The sequence below is a fragment of the Actinotalea lenta genome (assembly GCF_030586465.1).
Lineage (GTDB): Bacteria > Actinomycetota > Actinomycetes > Actinomycetales > Cellulomonadaceae > Actinotalea > Actinotalea lenta.
This window is the reverse complement of sequence record NZ_JAUQYP010000001.1, coordinates 969,631-992,360: the sequence shown is the minus strand read 5'-3', so window position 1 is coordinate 992,360 and position 22,730 is coordinate 969,631. Positions and strand designations below refer to the sequence as shown.

At 72.6% G+C, this 22,730-nt stretch carries 20 protein-coding genes; 6 read left to right on the top strand and 14 right to left on the bottom strand.

The annotated features are described in order from the left end of the window. Positions 1-115: 115 nt before the first annotated feature. Together Q6348_RS04650 and Q6348_RS04645 are read left to right on the top strand one after the other, a co-directional pair. Entirely contained in the window at positions 116-1,480 is a 1,365-nt protein-coding gene (locus Q6348_RS04650) for a TrkH family potassium uptake protein (protein ID WP_304600137.1), read from the top strand. Continuing rightward, positions 1,473-2,189: a potassium channel family protein gene (locus Q6348_RS04645; RefSeq protein WP_434062045.1), complete on the top strand. Its 717-nt coding sequence runs from the start codon at positions 1,473-1,475 to the stop codon at positions 2,187-2,189. The genes Q6348_RS04650 and Q6348_RS04645 overlap by 8 nt, the downstream gene beginning before the upstream one ends. A 79-nt stretch (positions 2,190-2,268) precedes the next feature. Here the strand turns inward: Q6348_RS04645 and mmsB are convergent, their stop codons facing one another. From mmsB to Q6348_RS04580, 13 genes are all read right to left on the bottom strand, one after another. After that, positions 2,269-3,450: a multiple monosaccharide ABC transporter permease gene (mmsB, locus tag Q6348_RS04640; RefSeq protein WP_304600136.1), complete on the bottom strand. Its 1,182-nt coding sequence runs from the start codon at positions 3,448-3,450 to the stop codon at positions 2,269-2,271. Continuing rightward, on the bottom strand, positions 3,447-4,988 hold the full coding sequence (gene mmsA, locus Q6348_RS04635) for a multiple monosaccharide ABC transporter ATP-binding protein (protein WP_304600135.1): 1,542 nt from the start codon (positions 4,986-4,988) through the stop codon (positions 3,447-3,449). The genes mmsB and mmsA overlap by 4 nt, the downstream gene beginning before the upstream one ends. Before the next feature lie 107 nt (positions 4,989-5,095). Beyond that, positions 5,096-6,274 (bottom strand): multiple monosaccharide ABC transporter substrate-binding protein, encoded by a 1,179-nt coding sequence (gene chvE / locus Q6348_RS04630; RefSeq protein WP_304600134.1) that lies wholly within the window; start codon positions 6,272-6,274, stop codon positions 5,096-5,098. 101 nt (positions 6,275-6,375) lie between these two features. Beyond that, the gene (locus tag Q6348_RS04625; RefSeq protein WP_304600133.1) at positions 6,376-7,215 is read right to left on the bottom strand and encodes a DeoR/GlpR family DNA-binding transcription regulator; all 840 of its coding nucleotides are present in this window, start codon (positions 7,213-7,215) and stop codon (positions 6,376-6,378) included. A gap of 261 nt (positions 7,216-7,476) precedes the next feature. Next, entirely contained in the window at positions 7,477-8,985 is a 1,509-nt protein-coding gene (araA, locus tag Q6348_RS04620) for an L-arabinose isomerase (protein ID WP_304600132.1), read from the bottom strand. Further along, entirely contained in the window at positions 8,982-9,704 is a 723-nt protein-coding gene (locus Q6348_RS04615) for an L-ribulose-5-phosphate 4-epimerase (protein WP_304600131.1), read from the bottom strand. The genes araA and Q6348_RS04615 overlap by 4 nt, the downstream gene beginning before the upstream one ends. 63 nt (positions 9,705-9,767) lie before the next feature. Continuing rightward, a complete protein-coding gene (locus Q6348_RS04610; protein ID WP_304600130.1) occupies positions 9,768-11,372 on the bottom strand; it encodes a xylulokinase in 1,605 nt (534 codons plus the stop codon). A 91-nt stretch (positions 11,373-11,463) separates the two neighbouring features. Next, positions 11,464-12,498 (bottom strand): LacI family DNA-binding transcriptional regulator, encoded by a 1,035-nt coding sequence (locus tag Q6348_RS04605; protein ID WP_350339639.1) that lies wholly within the window; start codon positions 12,496-12,498, stop codon positions 11,464-11,466. 5 nt (positions 12,499-12,503) lie between these two features. After that, positions 12,504-13,352 (bottom strand): pyrroline-5-carboxylate reductase, encoded by an 849-nt coding sequence (gene proC, locus Q6348_RS04600; RefSeq protein ID WP_304600129.1) that lies wholly within the window; start codon positions 13,350-13,352, stop codon positions 12,504-12,506. Beyond that, positions 13,349-13,993: a hypothetical protein gene (locus tag Q6348_RS04595; protein WP_304600128.1), complete on the bottom strand. Its 645-nt coding sequence runs from the start codon at positions 13,991-13,993 to the stop codon at positions 13,349-13,351. Before Q6348_RS04595 ends, proC begins: the two co-directional genes overlap by 4 nt. A 129-nt stretch (positions 13,994-14,122) precedes the next feature. Further along, on the bottom strand, positions 14,123-15,766 hold the full coding sequence (locus Q6348_RS04590) for an ABC transporter permease (RefSeq protein ID WP_304600127.1): 1,644 nt from the start codon (positions 15,764-15,766) through the stop codon (positions 14,123-14,125). Continuing rightward, entirely contained in the window at positions 15,766-16,677 is a 912-nt protein-coding gene (locus Q6348_RS04585; protein ID WP_304600126.1) for an ABC transporter ATP-binding protein, read from the bottom strand. Before Q6348_RS04585 ends, Q6348_RS04590 begins: the two co-directional genes overlap by 1 nt. Before the next feature lie 92 nt (positions 16,678-16,769). Then, positions 16,770-17,438, bottom strand: a complete 669-nt coding sequence (locus Q6348_RS04580; protein ID WP_304600125.1) for a TetR/AcrR family transcriptional regulator — start codon at positions 17,436-17,438, stop codon at positions 16,770-16,772. A 129-nt stretch (positions 17,439-17,567) separates the two neighbouring features. Between Q6348_RS04580 and radA the strand changes: the two genes are divergently transcribed. Further along, on the top strand, positions 17,568-18,995 hold the full coding sequence (gene radA / locus Q6348_RS04575; RefSeq protein WP_304600124.1) for a DNA repair protein RadA: 1,428 nt from the start codon (positions 17,568-17,570) through the stop codon (positions 18,993-18,995). 10 nt (positions 18,996-19,005) lie between these two features. Then, positions 19,006-20,073, top strand: coding sequence for a DNA integrity scanning diadenylate cyclase DisA (gene disA / locus Q6348_RS04570; RefSeq protein ID WP_304600123.1), 1,068 nt, complete (start codon positions 19,006-19,008; stop codon positions 20,071-20,073). 25 nt (positions 20,074-20,098) lie between these two features. Here disA and Q6348_RS04565 read toward each other — a convergent pair whose 3' ends face one another. After that, positions 20,099-20,707, bottom strand: a complete 609-nt coding sequence (locus tag Q6348_RS04565) for a hypothetical protein (protein WP_304600122.1) — start codon at positions 20,705-20,707, stop codon at positions 20,099-20,101. A gap of 93 nt (positions 20,708-20,800) precedes the next feature. Here Q6348_RS04565 and Q6348_RS04560 point away from each other — a divergent pair, with 93 nt between their 5' ends. Beyond that, positions 20,801-21,739, top strand: coding sequence for an HhH-GPD family protein (locus tag Q6348_RS04560; protein WP_304600121.1), 939 nt, complete (start codon positions 20,801-20,803; stop codon positions 21,737-21,739). After that, complete coding sequence (locus tag Q6348_RS04555) at positions 21,736-22,659, top strand: aminoglycoside phosphotransferase family protein (RefSeq protein ID WP_304600120.1); 924 nt, start codon at positions 21,736-21,738, stop codon at positions 22,657-22,659. The genes Q6348_RS04560 and Q6348_RS04555 overlap by 4 nt, the downstream gene beginning before the upstream one ends. Positions 22,660-22,730: the final 71 nt, after the last annotated feature.

The window sequence follows — 22,730 nt, the reverse complement described above, 5'->3', positions numbered from 1 at the left end:
CCCGACCGGGCGCGCGCGTGGCGCCGTCTGCTGGTGGCTGCACACCGCACGGCCGGGAGCGTGCCAGAGTTGTCCCGGCGCGCCCGCCCCCGATCACGAGTGAGGTGACAGCGACGTGAACCTGCCGCGCCCGCTGCTCCTCGGCCGCGAGGTCGTGGACCGCGCCGCGCGCCAGTCCCCTGCGCGGCTCGCGCTCGCGACGTTCGCCGGGGTGATCGGGCTCGTCACCCTCCTCCTGCTGCTGCCGCAGTCCACCGCGACGGGGCAGCGGGCCCCGTTCGCCGACGCCCTGTTCACCGCGACCTCGGCCGTCTCGATCACCGGTCTGACCGTGGTCGACACCGGCAGCTACTGGTCCGGGTTCGGCCAGGCCGTGATCCTCGTGGGCATCAAGGTCGGTGGCCTCGGCGTGATGACGCTCGCGTCCCTGCTGGGGATGGCGGTCTCGCGCCGGATCGGCCTGACCCAGCGGCTCCTCACGGCGTCGGAGACCAAGGTCTCGCGGCTCGGCGAGGTCGGGTCCCTGCTCCAGGTCATCGTGGTCACCTCGAGCAGCCTGGAGCTCGCCATCTCGGTGGCGCTGTTCCCCCGGTTCCTGGTCCTGCACGAGTCCGTGGGGCAGGCCGCGTGGCACGCGGTGTTCTACGGGGTCTCGGCCTTCAACAACGCGGGCTTCGTCCCGGTCAGCGGCGGCCTGGCGCTCCACCCCGGTGACTGGTGGCTGGGCGCGCCGATCGCCCTGGGAGTGTTCATCGGCTCCCTCGGCTTCCCCGTGATCCTCAACCTTGCCCAGCGCCGCACCAAGGCCCGGCACTGGAGCCTGCACACCAAGCTGACCCTGGCCACGTCGTCCGCGCTCTGGCTGGCCGGCTCGGTGCTCATCGGCGCGATCGAGTGGGCCCGCGCCGACACCTTCGGCCCGCTCGGCGTCGGCGGGAAGCTCCTGGGCGCGGTGTTCGCCGGCGTGATGCCCAGGTCAGGTGGCTTCGCCACGGTGGACGTGGGCCAGATGCACGAGGCGAGCTGGCTCATCACGGACGCCCTGATGTTCGTCGGGGGCGGTAGCGCGTCCACGGCCGGCGGCATCAAGGTGACCACCCTCGCGGTGATGATCCTGGCGATCGTCGCCGAGGCGCGCGGCGACCGCGACGTGGAGGCCTACGGTCGCCGCATCCCGCCGGACACGGTCCGGCTGGCAGTCGCCGTGGTGTTCATCGGGGCGACGATCGTGCTCGTCTCCAGCCTCGTGCTCCTCGAGGTGACCGGCGAACCGCTCGACCGGGTGCTGTTCGAAGCCATCTCCGCGTTCGGCACGGTGGGGCTCAGCACCGGCATGGCCCTGCCCGAATCCGCGAAATACCTGCTGTCCGCGCTGATGTTCGTCGGTCGGACAGGCACCATGACAGTGGCAGCCGCGCTCGCGCTGCGTGACCGGCGCCGGGTCATCCGGCACCCCGAGGAGAGGCCGATCATTGGCTGACAGCACTCGCCCCGCCCCTGCTCCCGCCCGGCAGGCGCAGAGGGAGGGCAAGGAGGGCAGGGACGGTTCGGGCGTCCTCGTGATCGGCCTGGGCCGGTTCGGCTCGGCGCTGGCCGGCACGCTGGAGCGCCTGGGTCACGACGTGCTCGCCGTGGAGCGCAACCCCGGGATCGTCCAGCACTTCTCCGGGCGCTTCCCGTTGGTGGAGGCGGACGCGACGAACCCGGAGGCGCTCGAGCAGGTCTCGGCCAAGGACTTCGCGGCCGCGGTGGTGGGCGTGGGCACCTCGCTCGAGGCGAGCATGCTCATCACGGGGAACCTCGTGGACCTGGGGATGCCACAGATCTGGGCCAAGGCCATCACCCCGGAGCACGCCCGGATCCTCACCCGGATCGGTGCGCACCACGTCGTGTTCCCCGAGGCCGACGCGGGCAACCGGGTCGCACACCTGGTGTCCGGCAAGCTGCTCGACTACATCGAGGTCGAGGACGACTTCACCATCGTCAAGATGCGGCCCCCACGCGAGACCCAGGGCTTCGACCTCGCGCAGTCCAAGGTCCGCACGCGCTACGGCGTCACCGTGCTGGGCGTGAAGTCCCCCGGCGAGGAGTTCGTCTACGCCACGCCGGAGACCCGCGTGCAGGCCGACGACATCCTCATCGTGGCGGGCCACCCCGAGCTGCTCGAGAGGTTCGCCGCCCGGCCCTGAGGCCGGCACGCGGCGCCGTGGCCCGGAACAGCGGAACGGCCCGGCCCCCACCGGAGGGGGCCGGGCCGTCAGCCGCAGGTCAGCGCACGGCACCCGACCGGCGCTTGTTCCACACGTCGAACGCGACGGCGAGCAGCAGCACCAGGCCCTTGACCACCTGCTGGGGCGAGGTCTCCATGCCCATCAGCTGCATGCCGTTGCTCATCACGGCCATGATCAGACCACCGACCATGGCGCCCGGCACGGTGCCGACGCCACCGGTCACGGCGGCGCCACCGATGAAGCAGGCCGCGATCGCGTCGAGCTCGAACATGTTCCCGGCGCCAGGCTGGGCGGCGTTCGACCGGGCCGAGAACACCAGCCCGGCGACCCCGGCGAGCACGCCCATGTTCAGCATCACGCCGAAGTTGATCCACTTGACCTTGACGCCGGACAGCGCCGCCGCGGTCCGGTTGCCGCCCAGGGCGTACACGTGACGCCCGAAGACCGAGCGCTGCGTCACCATGGTGTAGGCGATGATCAGGACCGCGAGGATGACCAGCACGTACGGCAGGCCGCGGTCGTTGGCCAGCCGCCACGCGAACCACATCACCACGGCGCCGACCACGACCACCTGGAGCACGAGCATCGGCAGCGGCTGGACGCTCTGCTGGTAGGCGAGCCGGGACTGCCGGGCACGCCACTGGCTCCACGCGTAGGCGACCACGGCGAGCGCGAACACCACGAGCGTGAACGCGTCGTAGCCATGGCCGCCGAGGAAGCCGTTCTCGAAGCCCTGGGCGATCAGGGTGAAGGGCTCGCCGTACGGGCCGAGCGAGATGTTGTTCAGCACCAGGCCCGCCAGCCCGCGGAACAGCAGCATGCCGGCCAGGGTCACGATGAAGGCCGGGATTCCGACGAAGGCCACCCAGAACCCTTGCCAGGCTCCGACGGCGGCGCCCACGAGGAGACCGGCCAGGATCCCGACCCACCACGGCATCCCGTTGCGGACCACCAGGACGGCGCTCACACCACCGACCAGGCCGACGACCGACCCGACGGACAGGTCGATGTGCCCCGCGATGATGACGATCACCATGCCGATCGCGAGGATGAGGATGTAGGAGTACTGCAGGATCAGGTTGGTCAGGTTCTGCGGCCCGAGCGAGAGGAAGTCGGTCCGCCACGCGAAGAACGCGATGATCGCGACGAACGCGATGTAGATGCCGGACTGCCGCAGGTTGGTGGTGAACAGCTCCTTGATGGAGTCGACGATGCTCATCGCACCTGCTCCTTCTCCTTGGTCATGAGCTCCATGAGCTTCTCCTGGGTCGCTTCGGCCACGGGGACCTCACCGGTGATCCGGCCGAAGGCCAGGGTGTAGATCCGGTCGCAGATGCCGAGCAGCTCGGGCAGCTCGGACGAGATGACGACGACCGCCTTACCCTCCGCGACCAGCCGGTTGATGATGGTGTAGATCTCGTACTTGGCCCCGACGTCGATGCCGCGGGTCGGCTCGTCGAGGATCAGGACGTCCGGGTTGGTGTAGATCCACTTGGACAGGACGACCTTCTGCTGGTTCCCGCCGGACAGCTTGCCGGCCGGCACCAGGACGTGGGGGGTCTTGATGTTGAGGGAGCCGCGGTACTCCTCGGCGACCTTGAGCTCCTCGTTGCCGTTCACCCAGCCGCGCCGGGCGAGCTGGTGAAGACCGGCGGCCGAGATGTTCCGCTTGACGTCCTCGATGAGGTTGAGGCCGTAGGTCTTGCGGTCCTCGGTCGCGTATGCGATGCCGTTCTGGATGCACTCGGCGACCGACCTGGTCTTGATCTCCTGGCCGTACTTGAACACCCGGCCGGTGATGTCCCGGCCGTAGGAGTGGCCGAACAGGCTCATCGCGAGCTCGGTGCGACCCGCGCCCATCAGCCCGGCGATCCCGACCACCTCGCCGGACCGCACGGAGAAGCTGGCGTTGTCGACGACGACGCGGCCGATCTGCGTCGGGTGGTGGACCGTCCAGTCCTCGACCCGGAGCACCTCGTCGCCGATCTCGGGGGTCCGCTCGGGGTAGCGGTGCTCGAGGTCGCGACCGACCATGCCCTTGATGATCCGCTCCTGCGTCGAGGACGGGTCGCGCATGTCGATGGTCTCGATCGTGCGGCCGTCGCGGATGATCGTGGTGCGGTCCGCGATGTCCGCGATCTCGTTGAGCTTGTGCGAGATCATGATCGAGGTGATGCCGTGCTCCTTGAGCTGGCGCAGCAGCCCGAGCAGGTGCTGGGAGTCGATGTCGTTGAGCGCGGCGGTCGGCTCGTCCAGGATGAGGAGCTTGACCTCCTTGCTCAGCGCCTTCGCGATCTCGATGAGCTGCTGCTTGCCGACACCCAGCAGGCCGACGGGCGTCGTGGGGTTCTCGTGCAGCCCGACGCGGGCCAGGAGCTTCGCGGCCTCGCTGTTCGTCCGGTTCCAGTCGATCATGCCGGTCCGGCCGCGGCGCTCGTTGCCGAGGAAGATGTTCTCCGAGACCGACAGGTAGGGCACCAGGGCAAGCTCCTGGTGGATGATGACGATGCCCTTGGCCTCGGAGTCGTTGATCGAGTGGAACCTCGCGTGCTCACCCTCGTAGACGATGTCGCCCTCGTAGTCGCCGTACGGGTAGACGCCGGAGAGCACCTTCATCAGGGTCGACTTGCCGGCACCGTTCTCGCCGCAGATCGCGTGGATCTCGCCGCGCTCGACCTCGAGCGAGACGTCCTGGAGCGCCTTGACGCCCGGGAAGGTCTTGGTGATGCCGCGCATCTCCAAGATGTGGTCTGTCATGGGTTCTTCGCCTCTCGTGAGAGCCGCCCGGCGGCCGGACACCGGCCCGGGAGACACGCTCCCGGACCGGCGCCCGGCTCAACCGACCTGGGGCCGGTGGGACAACGTCAGCCCTTCGCGACGCCGGAAGCCACCTCGTCGGCGGTCCAGTAGCCGGAGTCGACGAGCTCCTTCTGGATGTTGTCCTTGTAGATGATCACGGACTCGAGCAGGTACGACGGGACGACCTTCTTGCCGTTGTCGTACGTCTTGGTGTCGTTCGCCTCGGGCGTCTTGCCCTCGAGGTAGGCCTGGGCGACCTTGACGGCCTCGTTGGCCAGCAGGCGGGTGTCCTTGAAGATCGTCGAGAACTGGACGTCATCGGCGATCAGCTTGACCGACTCGATCTCAGCGTCCTGACCGGTGACGATCGGGAAGCCGTCCGAGATGGTCTTCGGGTAGCCGGCGTTCATGAGCGCCTGGATGATGCCGCGGGACAGGCCGTCGTACGGGGACAGCACGCCCTGGACCTTGGAGCCGTCGTTGTAGGTCGACGTCAGCAGGTCCTCCATGCGCTTCTGCGCGGTCTCCTGCTGCCAGCGCAGGATGTTGACCTGCTTGATGTCGGTCTGGCCCGACTTCACGACGAGCGTGCCGTCGTCGAGGTACGGCTTGAGGGTGTCCATCGCGCCGTTGAAGAAGAAGTAGGCGTTGTTGTCGTCCAGCGAACCGGCGAACAGCTCGATGTTGAACGGACCCTTCGCCGAGCCCTTCGAGCCGTCCTTGTTGAGGATGCCGAGACCCACCAGGAGCGAGGTCGCCTGCTGCACGCCGACCTTGTAGTTGTCGAACGTGACGTAGAAGTCGACGTTCTCGCTGTTCCGGATCAGGCGGTCGTAGCTGATGATCGGGATGCCCTTGTCGGCAGCCGTCTGCAGCTGGCCCGTCAGCGTGGTGCCGTCGATCGCCGCGATGATCAGGGCCTTGGCGCCCTTGGTGATCATCTGGTCGACCTGCTGCTGCTGGGTCGGGATGTCGTCGTTCGCGTACTCCAGGTCGACGGTGTAGCCCAGGTCCTCCAGGCCCTTCTTCACCGCGTTCCCGTCGGCGATCCACCGCGACGAGGTCTGGGTCGGCATCGCGACCCCGATCAGGCCACCCGCGCTGTCGCTCCCACCGCTGCTCGAGGCGCTGGTGTCCGCGCTGCTCGACGTGTCGGTGCTCCCGGCGCCGCCACCACCACATGCGGCGAGGCTCATCGCCATGGTCAGGCCCGCCGCAACTGCGACGAACTTCTTCAGCTTCATGCTCTCCTCCTCGAGATGCTGCTCATCGATGTCGATGGGCGGCCGGGCCCGGGTGGGCCGACCTGGTTTCCTGACCTTGCGGACCGGCCAGGAAGCTTCGTTCACGTCGCCTGGACGACCTCCAGCCCTGCCCGCCGTAGCGCCATGAGCTCGCTCGCAGGCGCCGAGCTGCCGGTCACCAGGAGGGCGACGTCCTCCAGCGCGGCGTAGCGGCCGAGGTGGACCTGGCCGAGCTTCGACCCGTCCGCAACGACGACGGTGCGCTCGGCGGCCGCGACCATGCGGCGCTTGACGTCGGCCTCGGGCAGGTTGAGGTTGGTCACGCCATGCTCCTCGTCCACCCCGTTGCAGCCCAGGATCGCGAGGTCGGCGCGCAGCCGGTCGAGCAGGACGCCGGCCATCGGGTCGACCAACGAGTGCTGGAGCCGGCGCAACGTGCCGCCCGTCACGATCACCTGGATGCGCCCGAGCGCCTCCTCGAGCTCGAGCGCGACCGACAGCCCGTTGGTGATCACCGTGACGTCGTCCAGGTCCGTGCGGGCCACGAGCGCCCTCGCGACGGCCGCGGTCGTGGTGCCGACGTCGAGCAGGACGCTCATGCCCGACGTGACCAGTCCCGCCGCGTACGCGCCGATGGCGGCCTTCTCGTCCGCGAACTCGCCGAGGGCCTCCTCGAACGAGCGCTCCGGGACGACCGCGGTGGACGGGGCGATCACGCCGCCGCGCACGCGCCGCACCCCGTGGCTGCGTTCGAGGGCACTCAGGTCCGCACGCACCGTGACACCGCTGATACCGAACTCGTGCGCGAGGTCCGTGACCCGGACGAACTGCCGCTCGGCGATGCTCGCGAACATGCGTTCGCGCCGCACCGTGACCGGCAGCGTCTCGATCTCCTCGTTGAGCACACGCACACTCTCGTGGCCGAGGAGCGGCTCGGTCAACTTCTTGAACGCTACTTTTGATTGCGAAACCGTAACGGGTTCATCACGACGCATCGCACGCGGGGCGGAAGTCCCAGATGGGTCTCCCACCTGCACGAACGCGCGCTCGACTGACATGTGCCACTCCGGATGCCTGAACCGTAGTCGTCGGATGTTCGCGCTCACACCGAAAGTGAGCGAAAGATGGGCGGGACAAGGGAAGACGCCGTGGACGTCCTCGGGGCCCGGTGTGGCCGACCCTGAGGGCCGGCCACACCCCGGTCACAAGCCCTGGGCCAGCCGGTAGTACGCCTGGTTCCACCGCACCTGGTCGGCGAAGCCCCGGCGCGTGGTGTGCTCGTCGATCACCAGCAGCTCCGTGCGGGTGAGGTCGGCGAAGATCTCGAACGCGTCGACGCCCGCGCCGGTGGACATCACCGTGTGGTGCGCCGCACCGGCGGTGAGCCACGCCTCGGCGGACGTGGTGAAGTCCGGGCGGGGCCGCCACACGGCCCGCGCGACCGGCAGGTGCGGCAGCGGCTCGGGCGGCGCGATGATGTCGACCACGTTGGCGGTGAGCCGGAACCGCTCGCGCATGTCGGACAGCGCCACGACCACACCGACCCCGGGGTCGGTGTCGAACACCATCCGGACCGGGTCCTCCTTGCCCCCGATGCCGAGCGGGTGGATCTCGACGCTCGGGCGCTTGGTGGTCAGGGACGGGCAGATCTCCAGCATGTGCGCGCCGAGGATGAGCTCGTTGCCGGGCGTCAGGTCGTAGGTGTAGTCCTCCATGAGGCTCGCTCCGCCCGGCAGGCCGGCGCCCATCACCTTCGCGGCCCGCACCAGGACGGCCGTCTTCCAGTCGCCCTCGGCGCCGAACCCGTAGCCCTTGGACATGAGGCGCTGCGCAGCGATCCCGGGAAGCTGGCGCAGCGCACCGAGGTCCTCGAAGGTGTCGGTGAACGCCGTCGCGCCGCGCTCGACGAGGAACTGCTCGAGCGCGATCTCCTGCGATGCGGCGTAGCGCAGCGACGCGTGCCGCTCGCCGCCCCGACGCAGCTCGGGAACCACGTCGTACAGGTCCTCGTACTCGGCGACCAGCGCGTCGACGGCGGACGGGTCGACGGCCGCGACCGCGTCGGCGAGCTCGTTGACGCCCCACGTGTTGACCGAGACCCCCAGCCGGATCTCGGCCTCGGTCTTGTCACCCTCGGTCACGGCGACGTAGCGCATGTTGTCGCCGAACCGCACGACCCGCATGTCCCGCGTCGCGGCCACACCCGCCGCCGCGCGCACCCAGGTGCCCACCCGCGCGGCGACCGCCGGGTTGGACACGTGGCCGGCGACGGTGGTGCGCGGCACCCCCATCCGGGACTGGATGTAGCCGTGCTCACGGTCACCGTGAGCCGCCTGGTTGAGGTTCATGAAGTCGAAGTCGATGGTCGACCAGGGCAGCTCGACGTTCGCCTGGGTGTGCAGGTGCAGCAGCGGCTTGGTCAGCGCGTCGAGCCCGTGGATCCACATCTTCGACGGGCTGAAGGTGTGCATCCACGTGACGACGCCGATGACGCGGTCGTCCGAGCTCGCGTCGATCATGGCCCGCCGGATGGACGCAGGGTCCTTGAGCACCGGCTTCCAGACGATCGGCGCCGGCACGTCGGGCGACGCGTCGAGGAGCCGGGCGACCTCCTGGGACTGCGCCGCGACCTGACGCAGGGTCTCCTCGCCATAGAGGTCCTGGGACCCGGTGAGGAACCAGACCTCGCGGTCGGCGTAGGGCTTGCTCATGCTGGGTTCTCCTCCGGGGTGTCGTGCTGTCCGTAGACGTTCTGGTAGCGCGCGTAGAGCGAGTCGATGTGGTGCTGGGCGATCGGGATCGGTTCGCCGAGCTGCCGCGCGATGTGCACGGTCCGTGCGACCTCCTCGACCATCGCCGCGGTCTTGACGGCGGCCTTGCCGTCCTTGCCGATCGTGAACGGGCCGTGGTTCTGCATGAGCACCGCAGGGCTGCGCGACCCACGCAGCGTCTCGACGATGCCGCGGCCGATCGAGTCGTCGCCGATGAGCGCGAACGGGCCGATCGGGATGTCGCCGCCGAACTCGTCACCCATCATCGTCAGGACGCACGGCACGGGCTCGCCGCGCGCCGCCCACGCGGTGGCGTACGTCGAGTGGGTGTGCACCACCCCGTACACCTCCGGCATGTGCCGGTAGACGTAGGCGTGCGCCGCGGTGTCCGAGGAGGGCGACCGGGTGCCCTCGACGAGGTTCCCGTCGAGGTCGCAGACCACCATCGACTCGGGCGTCAGCTCGTCGTAGGACACCCCGGACGGCTTGATGACCAGCAGGTCAGCCGAGCGCAGCCGCTGGGACACGTTGCCGGCGGTCCAGACCACCAGCCCCCAGCGGGGCAGCTCGGCGTGCAGGTCGCAGACCACGCGTCGGAGGTGCTCGACCTCTTCACGCACCTGCGTCGGGTACCCGGCCAGGCCGGTGGGCTCGGTCATCGTTCTCCTCGTCTCGGTGGGACGTCCCGGCGTCCCGCTGCGCCAGGGCCGTGCGTCCGCGCCCTACAGCGCCTCGGTGGCCGCGCGCTCGGCCGCGAGACCGGCGGTGTAGCGCTCGAGGAACGTCGCGTAGCCGGCGACGTCGCCCGGGTCGGGCTCGACGACGTCGACCTCGGCCGAACCGAACACCCGGGTGCTCAGGAAGGTCGGCAGGTCCAGCTCGCCGGCTGCGTCCAGGTAGGCCGCGAGCACGGCCATCCCCCACGGACCGCCCTCGCTCGCCGTGCGGGCGACCGCGACGGGCGCGCCCACCGCGGCGGCCAGCAGGCGCTGGGCCACGCCCGCGGTCCGGAACATGCCGCCGTGCGCGAACAGGGTGTCCAGCGCGACACCCTCCCCGGCGAGCACGCGCATGCCGAGGCTCAGGGTGCCGAACGCGGCGTAGACCTGGGTGCGGACGAAGTTGGCGAGCGTCAGCCGGCTGTCGGGCGTGCGCACCACGAGCGGGCGACCTTCGTCCAGGCCGGTGATCGGCTCCCCGGACAAGTAGTTGTACGCGACCAGGCCGCCGCCGTCCGCCTCGCCCTCGAGCGCCTCCCCCAGCAGGGCACCGAACACGGCGTCCGGCTCGGTGGGGTGACCGAGCGCCGCGGCGAACCGCCCGAACACCTCGGCCCACGCACCCAGCTCGCTCGCACCGTTGTTGCAGTGCACCATCGCGACCAGGTCCCCGGCGGGCGTGGTGACCACGTCGAGCTCATGGTGCACCCGTTCCAGGGGGTGCTCGAGCACGACCATCGCGAAGATCGACGTGCCGACGCTGACGTTGCCGGTGCGGGGCGCCACGGCGTTCGTCGCGACCATCCCGGTGCCCGCGTCGCCCTCCGGCGGGCACAGCGGGGCGCCGGCTCGCAGCGATCCCGTCGGATCCAGCAGCGCCGCCCCCTCCTCGGTGAGGCGCCCGGCCTCCTGGCCGGCCACGAGCACGTCGGGGAGCAGCTCGGCCAGGTGCAGGCCGGGCCGACGCTGTCCGACCAGCTCGTCGAACTGGGCGAGCATCCGGGCGTCGTAGCCGCGGGTCGCGGGGTCCACGGGGAACATGCCGGACGCGTCGCCCACGCCCAGCACGCTGCGGCCGGTCAGCCGCCAGTGCACGTACCCCGCCAGCGTCGTCAGCATCGCCACCTGCGGCACGTGCGGCTCGTCGTCCAGGATCGCCTGGTAGAAGTGCGCGACCGACCAGCGCAGCGGGATGTTGTGGCCGAACAGCGCGCTCAGCTCGGCCGCTGCGGGGCCCGTCGTCGTGTTGCGCCAGGTCCGGAACGGCACGAGCAGCTCGCCGTCGGCGTCGAACGCCAGGTAGCCGTGCATCATCGCGGACACCCCGAGGCCGGAGAGCTCGGTCAACGGCGCGCCGTACTGCCGTTCGACGTCGGCCTGCAGCGCCCCGACACAGGCCTGCAGGCCGGACCAGACCGCATCCAGCGAGTAGGTCCACATCCGCTCGACGAACTGGTTCTCCCAGTCGTGGCTCCCGCTGGCCAGCGGGGTCCCGTCGGGGGCGACGAGCACCGCCTTGATCCGGGTCGAGCCCAGCTCGATTCCGAGCGCCGCGCGGCCGGCAGCCAGGTCGGCCCGTGCTTGCGCTGAACGGTCGTCGGTGATCATCGTCGCTCCCCGTCGCGTCGTCGCGTCTGTCCGCAGAATGTTAACGCTCACATGTCGGATGTCAAGAGCTCCGGCGATCCCGCCGAGCTCGTCAGGCCGGGGTGGCTGCAGGGGCTCGGCTCGCCGGCGGAGCCGTGCTGGCACGGACCACGAGGTGCGGCTCGATCACCTCGGCACCGACCGGCTCACCCGCGATCGCCGCATGCAGCATGCGCAGGCAGCTACGCCCGAGCGCCTCGAACTCCTGGCGCACCGTGGTCAACGGCGGCGAGAAGTGCGCCGACCCTGCGATGTCGTCGAAGCCCACGAGCGAGACCTGCTCCGGGACCCGCACGCCCGCCTCGGTGAACGCGTGCAGCAGGCCGAGCGCCAGCTGGTCGTTCGCGGCGAACACCGCGTCGGGCAGGTCGCCCGCCACCAGGACCCGGCCGACGTCGTAGCCCCGCCCGGCATCCCAGCTGCCCGGGATCGGATCGGGCACCGGCAGCCCCGCCTCGCCGAGCTCGTCGCGCCAGCCCCGCACGCGCTCGCGGCCCTCGATCCAGTCCTGCGGGCCGGCGAGGTGCGCGATCCGGCGATGCCCCAGACCGATGAGGTGCCGGGTGGCCAGGCGCGCCCCGAGGTAGTGGTCCACCGCCACCGCGTGCACCGAGCCGGGCGGTAGGTCACGAGGACCCACCACGACGACCGGCACCGGCGCGTCGAACGAGCGCACCGCGGCGATCGCGTCGTCCTGGGCGGCGATGACCACCGCACCGTCCACGCCCTGCGACATGAAGTGCTCCAGCGCGAGCCGCACGGTCTCCTCGGTGAGCTCGAGCACCGTCGCCACCGAGACGAACAGCCCCCGCTCCCGGGCGGCGTGCTCGACCGCGATGAAGGTGCTCGTCGGGCCGAAGAGCGCGGACCCCGACGTGATCACGCCCACGGTGCCCGACCGACGCGTGACCAACGTCCGTGCGGCGACGTTGCGCCGGTAGCCCAGCGTGGAGATCGCCTCGAGCACCCGCGCGCGCGTCTCCGGGCGCACGGAGGGGTGGTTGTTCAGCACGCGGGAGACGGTCTGGTGGGACACGCCCGCGAGCGCGGCCACGTCGCTCATCGCCGGGGGGCGCGCAGCGGCCACCGGGGTCACCGCGCCGTGTCCGAGGCGGACCCGAGCTCCCGGCTCCGGTCCCGCGCCGCCTCGGCGGCTGCGAGGATCGCCGCGCGCACGCCGTGGGCGTCCAGCTCACGCAGTGCCGCGACGGTGGTCCCACCCGGGGAGGAGACGCGCTCGCGCAGCACGACGGGGTGCTCCCCGCCGGACTCGAGGAGCTGCGCTGCGCCGGCGAACGTCGCCGTGGCCAGCTCGAGCGCCTGAGCCCGGCTCAGGCCCAGCAGCACACCGGCCTCGGCCAGCGCGTCGACCAGGTAGAAGACGTAGGCCGGACCCGAGCCGGAGATCGCCGTGACGGCGTCCATGTCGCCCTCGCCGACCCGGACCACGGTGCCCGTGGGGGCCAGCAACGCCTCGACGGCGTCGAGGTGCGCTCCGGTGGCGTGCGGACCCGGGCAGATCGCGGCGGCGCCGCGGCCGATGACCGCCGGGGTGTTGGGCATCACGCGGACCACCGGGGTACCGGTCGGCAGGCGGTCGCCCATCGCGGAGGTCGTGACACCTGCGGCCACGCTGACCACGAGCGCGCCCGGGCGCAGGTGCCCGGCGATAGCGTCGAGCACCCCGGGGACGTCCTTGGGCTTGACCGCGACGAGCACGGTGTCGCTACCGGCCGCCACGTCGGCCGGGGTCAGGTCCGTTCGCACCCCGTGGCGACGCGCGACCTCCGCCGCACGTTCGGCCGAGGGCTCGGCCACCAGCACGGCGGCGGCAGGGGTCCCGCCGCGCAGCACCGCGACGAGGACCGCCTCGCCCATCACGCCCGCGCCCAGCAGACCGACCGACCCGGCCGGGCCGGCCGCGGGCACCGGGGCGCTCACAGCGGGAAGGCTGCGTAGACGTCACGCAGCACGTCGGAGGGTCCGTCGAGCCGGAGCACGGCACTCTGGTTGGACCACACGATGGTCGCCGAGCCGTCGGCGTGCGGCGCATAGGTGAACCGACCCACCTCCTGGCCGTCCGCGAGCACCGCCCCTTCCTCCGGCCCTGCGGGGGACGCGGTCGAGCCGGCGCTCGGTTCGGCGCCGGGCTGTGCAGAGGCGGAGGCCTCCACGGCGAGCTGCTGGGCCAGCGTCTGGTACTCCGCGGCTGCCTCGTCCGTGGTGGGCCACTGGCCGGCCAGGAGCGTCAACGTCGCCGAGCCGTCCGTGTACTGCAGGCGGTACGCCTCGAGCGCCCCGTCGTTGACCATGCCCTCGTCCTGCCCGGTCCCGCTCAACGCGAAGGCCAGCACCGTGGACGGCAACGCGTCGTAGAAGGGCGTGCCCGTGTCGCGGGCGATCGGGCTGACCGTCGGCGTGGGCACGGGCAGCGTCACCACCTCCGCCTCGGGGACCGGGCCGCCACCGCGGTTGCCCAGCAGGAGGCCGATCGTCGTGGCCACCCCGACCAGCAGGACACCGGCCACGACCCACAGCCAGATCGGTGGCTGGCGGCGTCCCCGTGCATGGCTCTCAGTCATCCGTCCGCTCTCCGTCTGTGGTCCCTCCTGCCACGCCGGTCGACGGATCGGCGCGCAGCCCGCCGGTCAGCCTACGGCGTGGGCGCCGCCGGGTGGTGGCGCGTCCGCACCACCCGGGGCACGCGAGCGCTAGGTGGCCAGGTCCCGGCGCCGGTAGCCGGCCAACCCGACCACCAGCAGCACCAGCGCCACCACGGTGAGGCCGCCCAGCTGCGCCACCGAGACGGTCTCGCCGGGGACCCGGGGCGTGTGCGCGAACGGCGAGACCTCCAGCAGCCACGTCGGAAGCCTGAGCAGCGGACCGATCTCGCCGAGCAGCAGGAACAGCGTGAACGACCCCCAGGAGACGCCCACCGCGAGCCGCGGGAGGAACGCGACCGCCACGAGGGTCAGCCCGACGACCACCGCGATGGCGGGAAGCTGGACGACCGCGGCGCCGAGCACCGTGCCCCACCAGCCCGGGTCCCCGGTCGCGCGGACCGTGGAGAACGCCCCGAACACCCCTGCGACCGTCAGCAGCACCACAGCGCCCCCCAGCGCCGCGAGCAGGTGCGCCGACGCCCAGCGCCGGCGCGTCAGCGGGGTCGCGAGCAGGCCTTCGGCCCGGCCGGCGGACTCCTCGCCACGCAGGCGCAGGAGCGTGGCGATCGCGAAGGCCGCGAAGAACACCCCGATGAACGACCACTCGGCCGCCATGAACGCGTCCTCGATGCCCTGGGTACCGCCGAGCGCCTCGAAGAACGGCCGCGAGTTCTCGTCGACGAAGCCGCTGATGTTGGCCACCAGGCCGCCCATCACCATGGACAGCAGGGCCGCGCCCAGCGCCCACCCCAGCAGGCTCCCGCGGTTGAGCCGGACCACGAGCCCGACCGGACCGGCCAGGCTGCGCGGGGCGGTCGCCGCTCCGGGGCGGTCCGGGAGCAGCCCGGCGCCCAGGTCCCGACGGGCGACCAGGGCGTAGGCCAGAGCGACCGTCGTCGCGGCGAAGACCACGGCGAGGCCCACGACCGTCCAGCGGGGGTTGGCGAAGGCGTGCAGCTCCTGCGACCAGCCGACCGGCGACAGCCAGCGCAGCCCGACGAGGTCGCCGTTCGGGGATCCGTCAGCCACGGCCCGTACCAGGTAGGCCAGGCCCAGCACACCGGCGGCGAGGCCCTTGGTGCCGCGGGACGTCGAGGCGACCTGCGCCGCTACGGCGGCGATCCCCGTGAACGCCAGGCCGGTGACGAGCCAGGACAGGCCGAAGCTGAGGGACCCGACGACGTCGAGCCCCGCGGCCGCCAGACCCGCCGCGGTGATCAGGGCGAGCGCCACCAGCGTGCCCACCACGACGAGCAGTGCGGCGGACAGCGGCGCCCACCGGCCGACCACGCCCGCGCCGAGCAGCTCGGTCCGGCCCGTCTCCTCCTCCGCCCTGGTGTGCCGGGCGACGAGGAACACCGCGAGCAGGCCGACCAGGGCCGCGCCCAGGGCGGAGAGCTTGAAGAGTGACACCTGACCCATGGAGGTCGGGTCGAGAATCGGCCCGTAGAGCGCGGCGAAGGACGGGTTGCCGTTGATCGTCGTGGCGACCGCGACCCGCGACGCCTCGGTCGGGTACAGGCCGACGGTGGCACCGGCGGACCCCGCCGCGGACACCACGAAGACCGCCAGCCAGATCGGCACCAGGACCCGATCGCGGCGCAGGGCGAGGCGGACGAGCCGGGCCGTCCCGGCGAGCGGCGCGAGGGGCGGTGCGGCCGCGACGCGCCGGGTGAGCGTCGTGGTGGCCATCAGCGCACCCCCGCGAGGTCGTCGCTGTAGTGCCGCAGGAACAGCTCCTCGAGCGTGGGTGGCGCGCTGGTCAGGCCGTGGACACCCGCACCGGCGAGGGCGTCGACGAGCGTCGTCAGCGCGTCGGAGTCCACCTCGCAGGTCACGCGGGAGCCCGTACCGTGCGGCTCGACCCGCACGTCGTGCACCCCGGGCAGGCCCGTCAGGCCGGTGGGTACGGCGCGCACGTCGACGGTCACCGCGGTGCGGGTGAGGTGGCGCAGCTCGTCGAGCGTGCCGGACTCGACCACCCGGCCGTGCCGGATGATGCTCACCCGGTGCGACAGGGCCTCGGCTTCGGACAGGATGTGGCTGGACAGCAGCACGGTCACGCCCTGCGCGAGGCGCTCGGCGACGACCTGCCGGAACACCTCTTCCATGAGCGGGTCCAGGCCCGAGGTCGGCTCGTCGAGCAGGAGGAGCTCCGCGTCCGACGCGAGGGCTGCGACCAGCGCCACCTTCTGCCGGTTGCCCTTGGAGTAGGCGCGGCCCTTCTTGGTCGGGTCGAGGTCGAAGCGCTCCAGGAGGTCCGCTCGCCGGGTCAGGTCCGTGCCGCCGTGCAGCCGGCCGAGCAGGTCGATGACCTCGCCTCCGGTGAGGTTGGGCCACAGTGCGACGTCCCCGGGGACGTAGGCGAGCCGCCGGTGCAGCGTCGCGACGTCGCGCCAGGGGTCGGCGTCCAGGACGCGGGCCGTCCCGCCGTCGGCGCGCAGGAGGCCGAGGAGGACGCGCAAGGTGGTGGTCTTGCCCGCCCCGTTCGGGCCGAGGAAGCCGTGCACCTCGCCGCGCTCGACGGTCAGGTCGAGGTGGTCGAGCGCACGGACGGTGCCGAACGACTTGGACAGGTCGTGGATCTCGATGACGGGGCTCATGGCAGGTCTCTTCTCGCGGGGTGACGCCGCGGCACCTCGTGCGCGGCGAGCGGACGGACGGGCGTGGCGAGCGGGCGGCCGGCGCTGCGGCCTCAGGCGGTCCGCTCGCGCTGCTCGTCCGGGGGGTCGCCGACGTAGGACAGGTAGGCGTCGAGCATCCGGCGGTCCGCGAAGAGCCCGTCGGTGAACAGCTCGACGGCCGGCAGCCCGACCGCCGCCATGTACCGGCGCAGCCACGGGCCGAGGTCGCCGAAGTCCTGCGGCGGATCGATCGCCATCCAGCCGACGATGCCGCCGAACCCGGAGAGCGTGAGGTAGCGCACGCGCGCTTCCTCGTCCCTGCTCGGCCGCAGCGTGCCGGCCTCCACGCCGGCCGCGACCCACCGCCGGGCCGACGTCATGAAGTCCTCGAGCAGGGCCCGCGCCAGGTCGCCGCCCGCGAGCATGCTGCGCAGCTGGTAGGCGACCAGCGGGGCGAGCTCCTCGACCGCTGCCATCTGGGCCAAGAGCTGGTCCGGCCCGGCGGTGGCCAGCGCCTCGGTCTTGACCTGCGCGACGACCGCCAGGACGTGCTCGTCGCAGGCGCGTCGCAGGCCGTCCTTGGAGCCGAAGTGGTGCAGGACGAGGGCGGGGCTCACCCCGGCGTCCGCGGCGATCGCGCGGACACCCGCACGGAAGCCGTCCGCGGCGAACCGGCGGATCGCGGCGTCGCGGATCCGGGCACGCGCGGTGACGTCGTCGGAGATCGGGGCTGAACGCACGTTCAGGATGCTAAACGTGCGTTCAGCGGGCGTCCAGCACGGGTCGTCAGGCGGACGACACCCGTCCGGGAGCCGGACCGGCCGGAGCGGCGTCGACGACGTGTCGCAGGCGCGGGCTAGCGTGCCGCCGTGACCTCGACGACCAGCCGCACCCGGGCCCGCAGCGGTTTCGCCTGCACGGAGTGCGGCTGGACCACGGCGAAGTGGGTGGGGCGGTGCGGCGAGTGCCAGGCCTGGGGCACGGTGGTGGAGGCCGCTGCTCCCAGCGGACCGCGCACGACGGCGTCGTCCCCTGGCGCGCGCGTGGCGCGCCCCATCGGGCAGATCGACGTCGAGGCCGCCCGGGCCCGCCCCACCGGCGTGGGCGAGCTGGACCGCGTCCTGGGCGGCGGCCTGGTCCCCGGTGCGGTCGTGCTGCTGGCGGGCGAGCCCGGCGTGGGCAAGTCGACCCTCCTGCTGGACGTCGCCGGACGGCTCGGACGCGCCGAGGGAGCGCGGGTCCTGTACGTCACCGGGGAGGAGTCGGCGGGCCAGGTCAGGCTGCGCGCCGAGCGCATCGGCGCCGTCGCGCCAGGGCTGCTGCTCGCGGCGGAGACGGACCTGGGTGCCGTGCTCGGCCAGGTCGCCGCGACCGAGCCGACGGTGCTGGTGGTCGACTCGGTGCAGACCATCGCCTCCACCGCGGTGGACGGCTCCCCCGGCGGCGTCTCCCAGGTGCGCGAGGTGGCTGCCGCGCTGATCCAGGTCGCCAAGGAACGCGGGATCCCGGCCCTGCTCGTCGGGCACGTCACCAAGGACGGTGCCGTGGCGGGCCCCCGCACGCTCGAGCACCTGGTGGACGTCGTCTGCCAGGTCGACGGCGACCGACACACCCGCCTGCGACTGCTGCGGGCGAGCAAGAACAGGTTCGGCCCCACGGACGAGGTGGGCTGCTTCGACCTCACCGACACCGGCATCGTCGAGCTGGCCGACCCCAGCGGGCTCTTCGTGTCGCACGGCGCCCACCAGGTGCCGGGCACCTGCGTGACCGTCACCCTGGAGGGCCGCCGGCCGCTCGCCACCGAGATCCAGGCGCTCGTGGTGCCGAGCCAGCTGTCCAACCCCCGCCGGACCACGAGCGGTGTGGACTCCAGCCGCCTCGCGATGGTGCTGGCGGTCGCTCAGCGTCGCGCGGCTCTCCCTCTCGGCGACCGCGACGTCTACGTGTCCACCGTGGGCGGGGCACGGGTCACGGAACCCGGCTCCGACCTCGCTGTCGCCCTGGCCGTGGCCAGCGCAGCGACGGACCAGCGGCTCGGGACGGACCTCGTGGCACTCGGCGAGGTCGGGCTGGCGGGCGAGATCCGCACCGTGCTCGGGCTCGGTCGGCGGCTCGCCGAGGCGGCCCGGCTGGGCTTCCGCCGCGCCGTCGTCCCGTCCGGGACCTCCGCGTCCGAGTCCGTCCCGGACGGCCTGGAGCTTCTCGAGGCCGCGCACCTGGCCGAGGCCGTGGCGCTGGCGACCGCGGCGCGGTCCGTGCCCAGCCCGGAGCGGCCGCTCGCCGCCTCCGGCCACTAGGATCCGCAGCGTGCCCCTGGTTCCCGAGGACCTCCTGCGGTCCACCCTCGCCGCGGTCGCGCCCGGCACCGAGCTGCGCGACGGCCTGGAGCGGATCCTGCGCGGACGGACGGGGGCGCTGATCGTCCTCGGGTTCGACGACGTCGTGGGCTCGATGTGCTCCGGCGGCTTCGTGCTGGACGTCGAGTTCAGCGCCACCCGCCTGCGCGAGCTGGCCAAGATGGACGGGGCCGTCGTGGTCGACGGCCGGCGCATCGTGCGCGCTGCGGTGCAGCTGCTGCCCGACCCGACCATCGAGACCACGGAGTCCGGGACCCGGCACCGCACGGCCGAGCGGGTGGCCAAGCAGTCCGGCTTCCCGGTGGTGTCCGTGAGCCAGTCGATGCAGATCATCGCGCTGTACGTGGGCGAGACCAGGCACGTGCTGGAGTCCTCGGACGTCATCCAGTCCCGCGCGAACCAGGCCCTGGCAACGCTCGAGCGGTACAAGGCACGCCTGGACGAGGTCAGCGGGACGCTCTCCGCGCTGGAGATCGAGGACCTGGTCACCGTGCGGGACGTCGCCGCGGTGGTCCAGCGCCTGGAGATGGTGCGCCGGATCTCCGAGGAGATCGCCGGCTACGTCGTCGAGCTCGGCACCGACGGCCGCCTCATGGCCCTCCAGCTCGAGGAGCTGGTGGGCGGGGTCGCGGTGGACCGTCAGCTCGTCGTCAAGGACTACCTGGACGGCCAGGGCGCGGACCGGGTCGCCGACGTGCACGCCGAGCTCGCGTCACTGAGCCCGGGCGAGCTCCTCGAGCTGCCGCACATCGCCCGCATCCTCGGGCTGTCCGTGGTCGACGACGCCCTGGACGGCGCCGTCGGCCCCCGCGGCTACCGGCTGCTGTCCAAGGTGCCCCGCATCCCGGTCGGCGTGATCGACAGGCTCGTCACGCACTTCGGCAACCTCCAGCGGCTGCTCGCCGCCGGGATCGACGAGCTGATGAGCGTCGACGGCGTCGGAGAGCAGCGCGCGCGGACGGTCCGCGAGGGCCTGTCCCGGCTCGCGGAGTCCTCGATCCTCGAGCGGTACGTCTGACCGCGCGCGGCGCTGGGACGGCGCGCTACTTCAGGATGAAGACGGAGGCGGTCGACGAGACGCCAGCGACCTTGGCCACCGCCGTGTACGTGCCGGGCTTCGGCGCGGGCAGCCCCTGGGTGCAGCCCTGCTCCGACCGGACCCGCGACCAGGTCACGGCGGACTCGTCCCGACCGCCCGCCGGCAGCAGCAGCATCCGCTTCGCGTTCTCCGTGGCGGGGCAGTCCAGCGAGGACCAGATCCGGTCCTCGCCCGACATGATGAGCACCTCGCGACTCGCCTCACCGGCGTCGACCGTGCAGCTCGCGTCCGAGGTGTTCGTGAGGGTCACGGTGAAGACCGGTGCGGCACCAGCGGGGTAGGTCCGGTGGTCGGGAGTGAGGGTGACCGCCAGGGTGTCGGGCCCGCACGCCGGCGGACCCTGGGTGGTGTCGGCGGTTTCGGTGGGTGACGGCGCGAGCGGCGCGTGCCCGCCCGAGCCGGCCTTGTCCGTGGCGGCTGACGCGGAGCCGCGTCCGAGCAGCGCGGTGACCCCCACCACAGCCACCACCGCGATCACCGCGAGCAGGACGATCCGCCTGCGCCAGTAGACGCCTGCAGGCCGAGGGCCCACGGGGCGCATCAGTGCACTCATCGCACCTCCCGGGTTCGCCATCGTCACGGTACGGCCGGGCTGGGCACGGGCCGCGATGGCGCGCCGAGGCGCGCCGTCCGGCATCATCGACGAGTGCCTCACCCGCTGGTCCCGCCGATCCTGCACTGGTTCGACGCCCATCGTCGGGACCTGCCCTGGCGCGCCGCGGACCGGACACCCTGGTCGGTGCTGGTCAGCGAGGTGATGCTGCAGCAGACGCCCGTGGTCAGGGTCCTGCCGGTCTGGCGGGCCTGGCAGGAGCGCTGGCCGGGCCCGGCGGAGCTCGCCGGGGCCGGGCACGACGAGGTGCTGCGCGCGTGGGGCCGGCTCGGCTACCCGCGGCGCGCGCTGCGGCTGCACGACTGCGCTCTGACGGTGGTCGAGCGGCACGGCGGGGTGCTGCCGGCCGACGAGGCGGGGCTGAGGTCGCTACCCGGCATCGGCGAGTACACCGCCGCCGCGGTCGTCGCCTTCGCGCACGGGCGGCGCAGCGTGGTGCTGGACACCAACGTCCGCCGGGTGCTCGCGCGGGCACTGGACGGCGCGGCACTGCCCACCGCGCACCTGACCGCGGGCGAGCGCACCCGGGCGGCCGCGGTCGTGCCGCCCGACGACGCGAGCGCGGCGCGCTGGAACGCGGCGGTGATGGAGCTCGGGGCGCTGGTCTGCACGGCGCGCGCGCCGGCCTGCACGAGCTGCCCGGTCGCCGACCGCTGCGCCTGGCTCGCGGAGGGCCGCCCGCCGGACGCGCTCGCCCAGCGCCGTCGACGCCAGGGCTGGCACGGGACGGACCGCCAGGCGCGGGGGGCGGTGATGGCCCTGCTGCGCGAGGCCGTGGGCGGGGGCACCGTGGAGGCGGCCGCGGTCGAGGCCGCGTGCCCTGATGCAGACCAGCGCGAGCGCGTTCTCGCCGGGCTGCTGGCCGACCACCTCGTCGAGCGGAACGGCGACGGGCTGCGGCTGCCCCGCGGCCCCCACCTGCAGGGGGCACGGACCGCTGCGCCCACCCCACCCGCTGCGGCGCCGCGGTGAGCCCACGCCTGCCGCCGGGGCTGCTGGCGCTGCCCGAGCGTGACCCGACCTGGCGCCCGTGGCTGGACGCCCTGCCCCGAGCCCTCGACGCCCTGCTCGCCGACTGGGACCTGGTCCCGGACGGCGCCGCGGTGCATGGCGAGTGCGCCGTGGTCCTCCCGGTGCGGGCCGACGGTCGCGAGGCCGTGCTGAAGGTGACCTGGCCGCACCACGAGGCCGAGCACGAGCACCTCGCGCTGCGGCACTGGGAGGGACAGGGGGCGGTCCTGCTGCTGCGCGCCGATCCCCGCCGGTGGGCGCTGCTCCTCGAGCGCGCTCAGCCGCGGGACCTGAGCACCGTCGACGACGTCCGGGCGTGCGAGGTCACGGCGGGTCTGCTCGCACGCCTGCACCGGCCCGCACCGCCCCAGCTGCGGCTGCTGTCCGAGCGCGCCGCGGACTGGGCCGGGAGGCTGGCGGCGCTGCCCCGGTCCTCCCCGGTCCCGCACAGGCTCGTCGAGCAGGCCACGGCGCTGTGCCGCGCGTTCGCCGCGGACGCCGCGACGGACGGGACGCTGCTGCACGCCGACGCGCACTACGGCAACGTGCTCGCCGCCACGCGTGAGCCGTGGCTGGCGATCGACCCCAAGCCCCTCTCCGGCGACCCGCACTTCGAGCCGTCGCCGCTGCTCTGGAATCGCTGGGGGGAGGTCGTCGCGCACCCCGCCGGGGTTCGGGCAGCGGTCCGGCGGCGGTTGGACGCCGCGGTGGACGTGCTGGACCTCGACCCCGATCGGGCGCGGGACTGGGTCGTGGTCCGCGAGGTGGTGCATGCGCTGTGGCTGGTCGAGGACGCGGCCGCCGCCTCCCGCCCGCCCACCTCAGCCGAGGAGCGCCGGCTCACCGTCGCCGTCGCCGTCGCCAAGGCCGTCCAGGACTGAACGCCCGCGCCGGCCGGCGCACCGCAGCGACGGGTACGCACCGCACCAGCGGGTACGCACCGCGGCAGCGG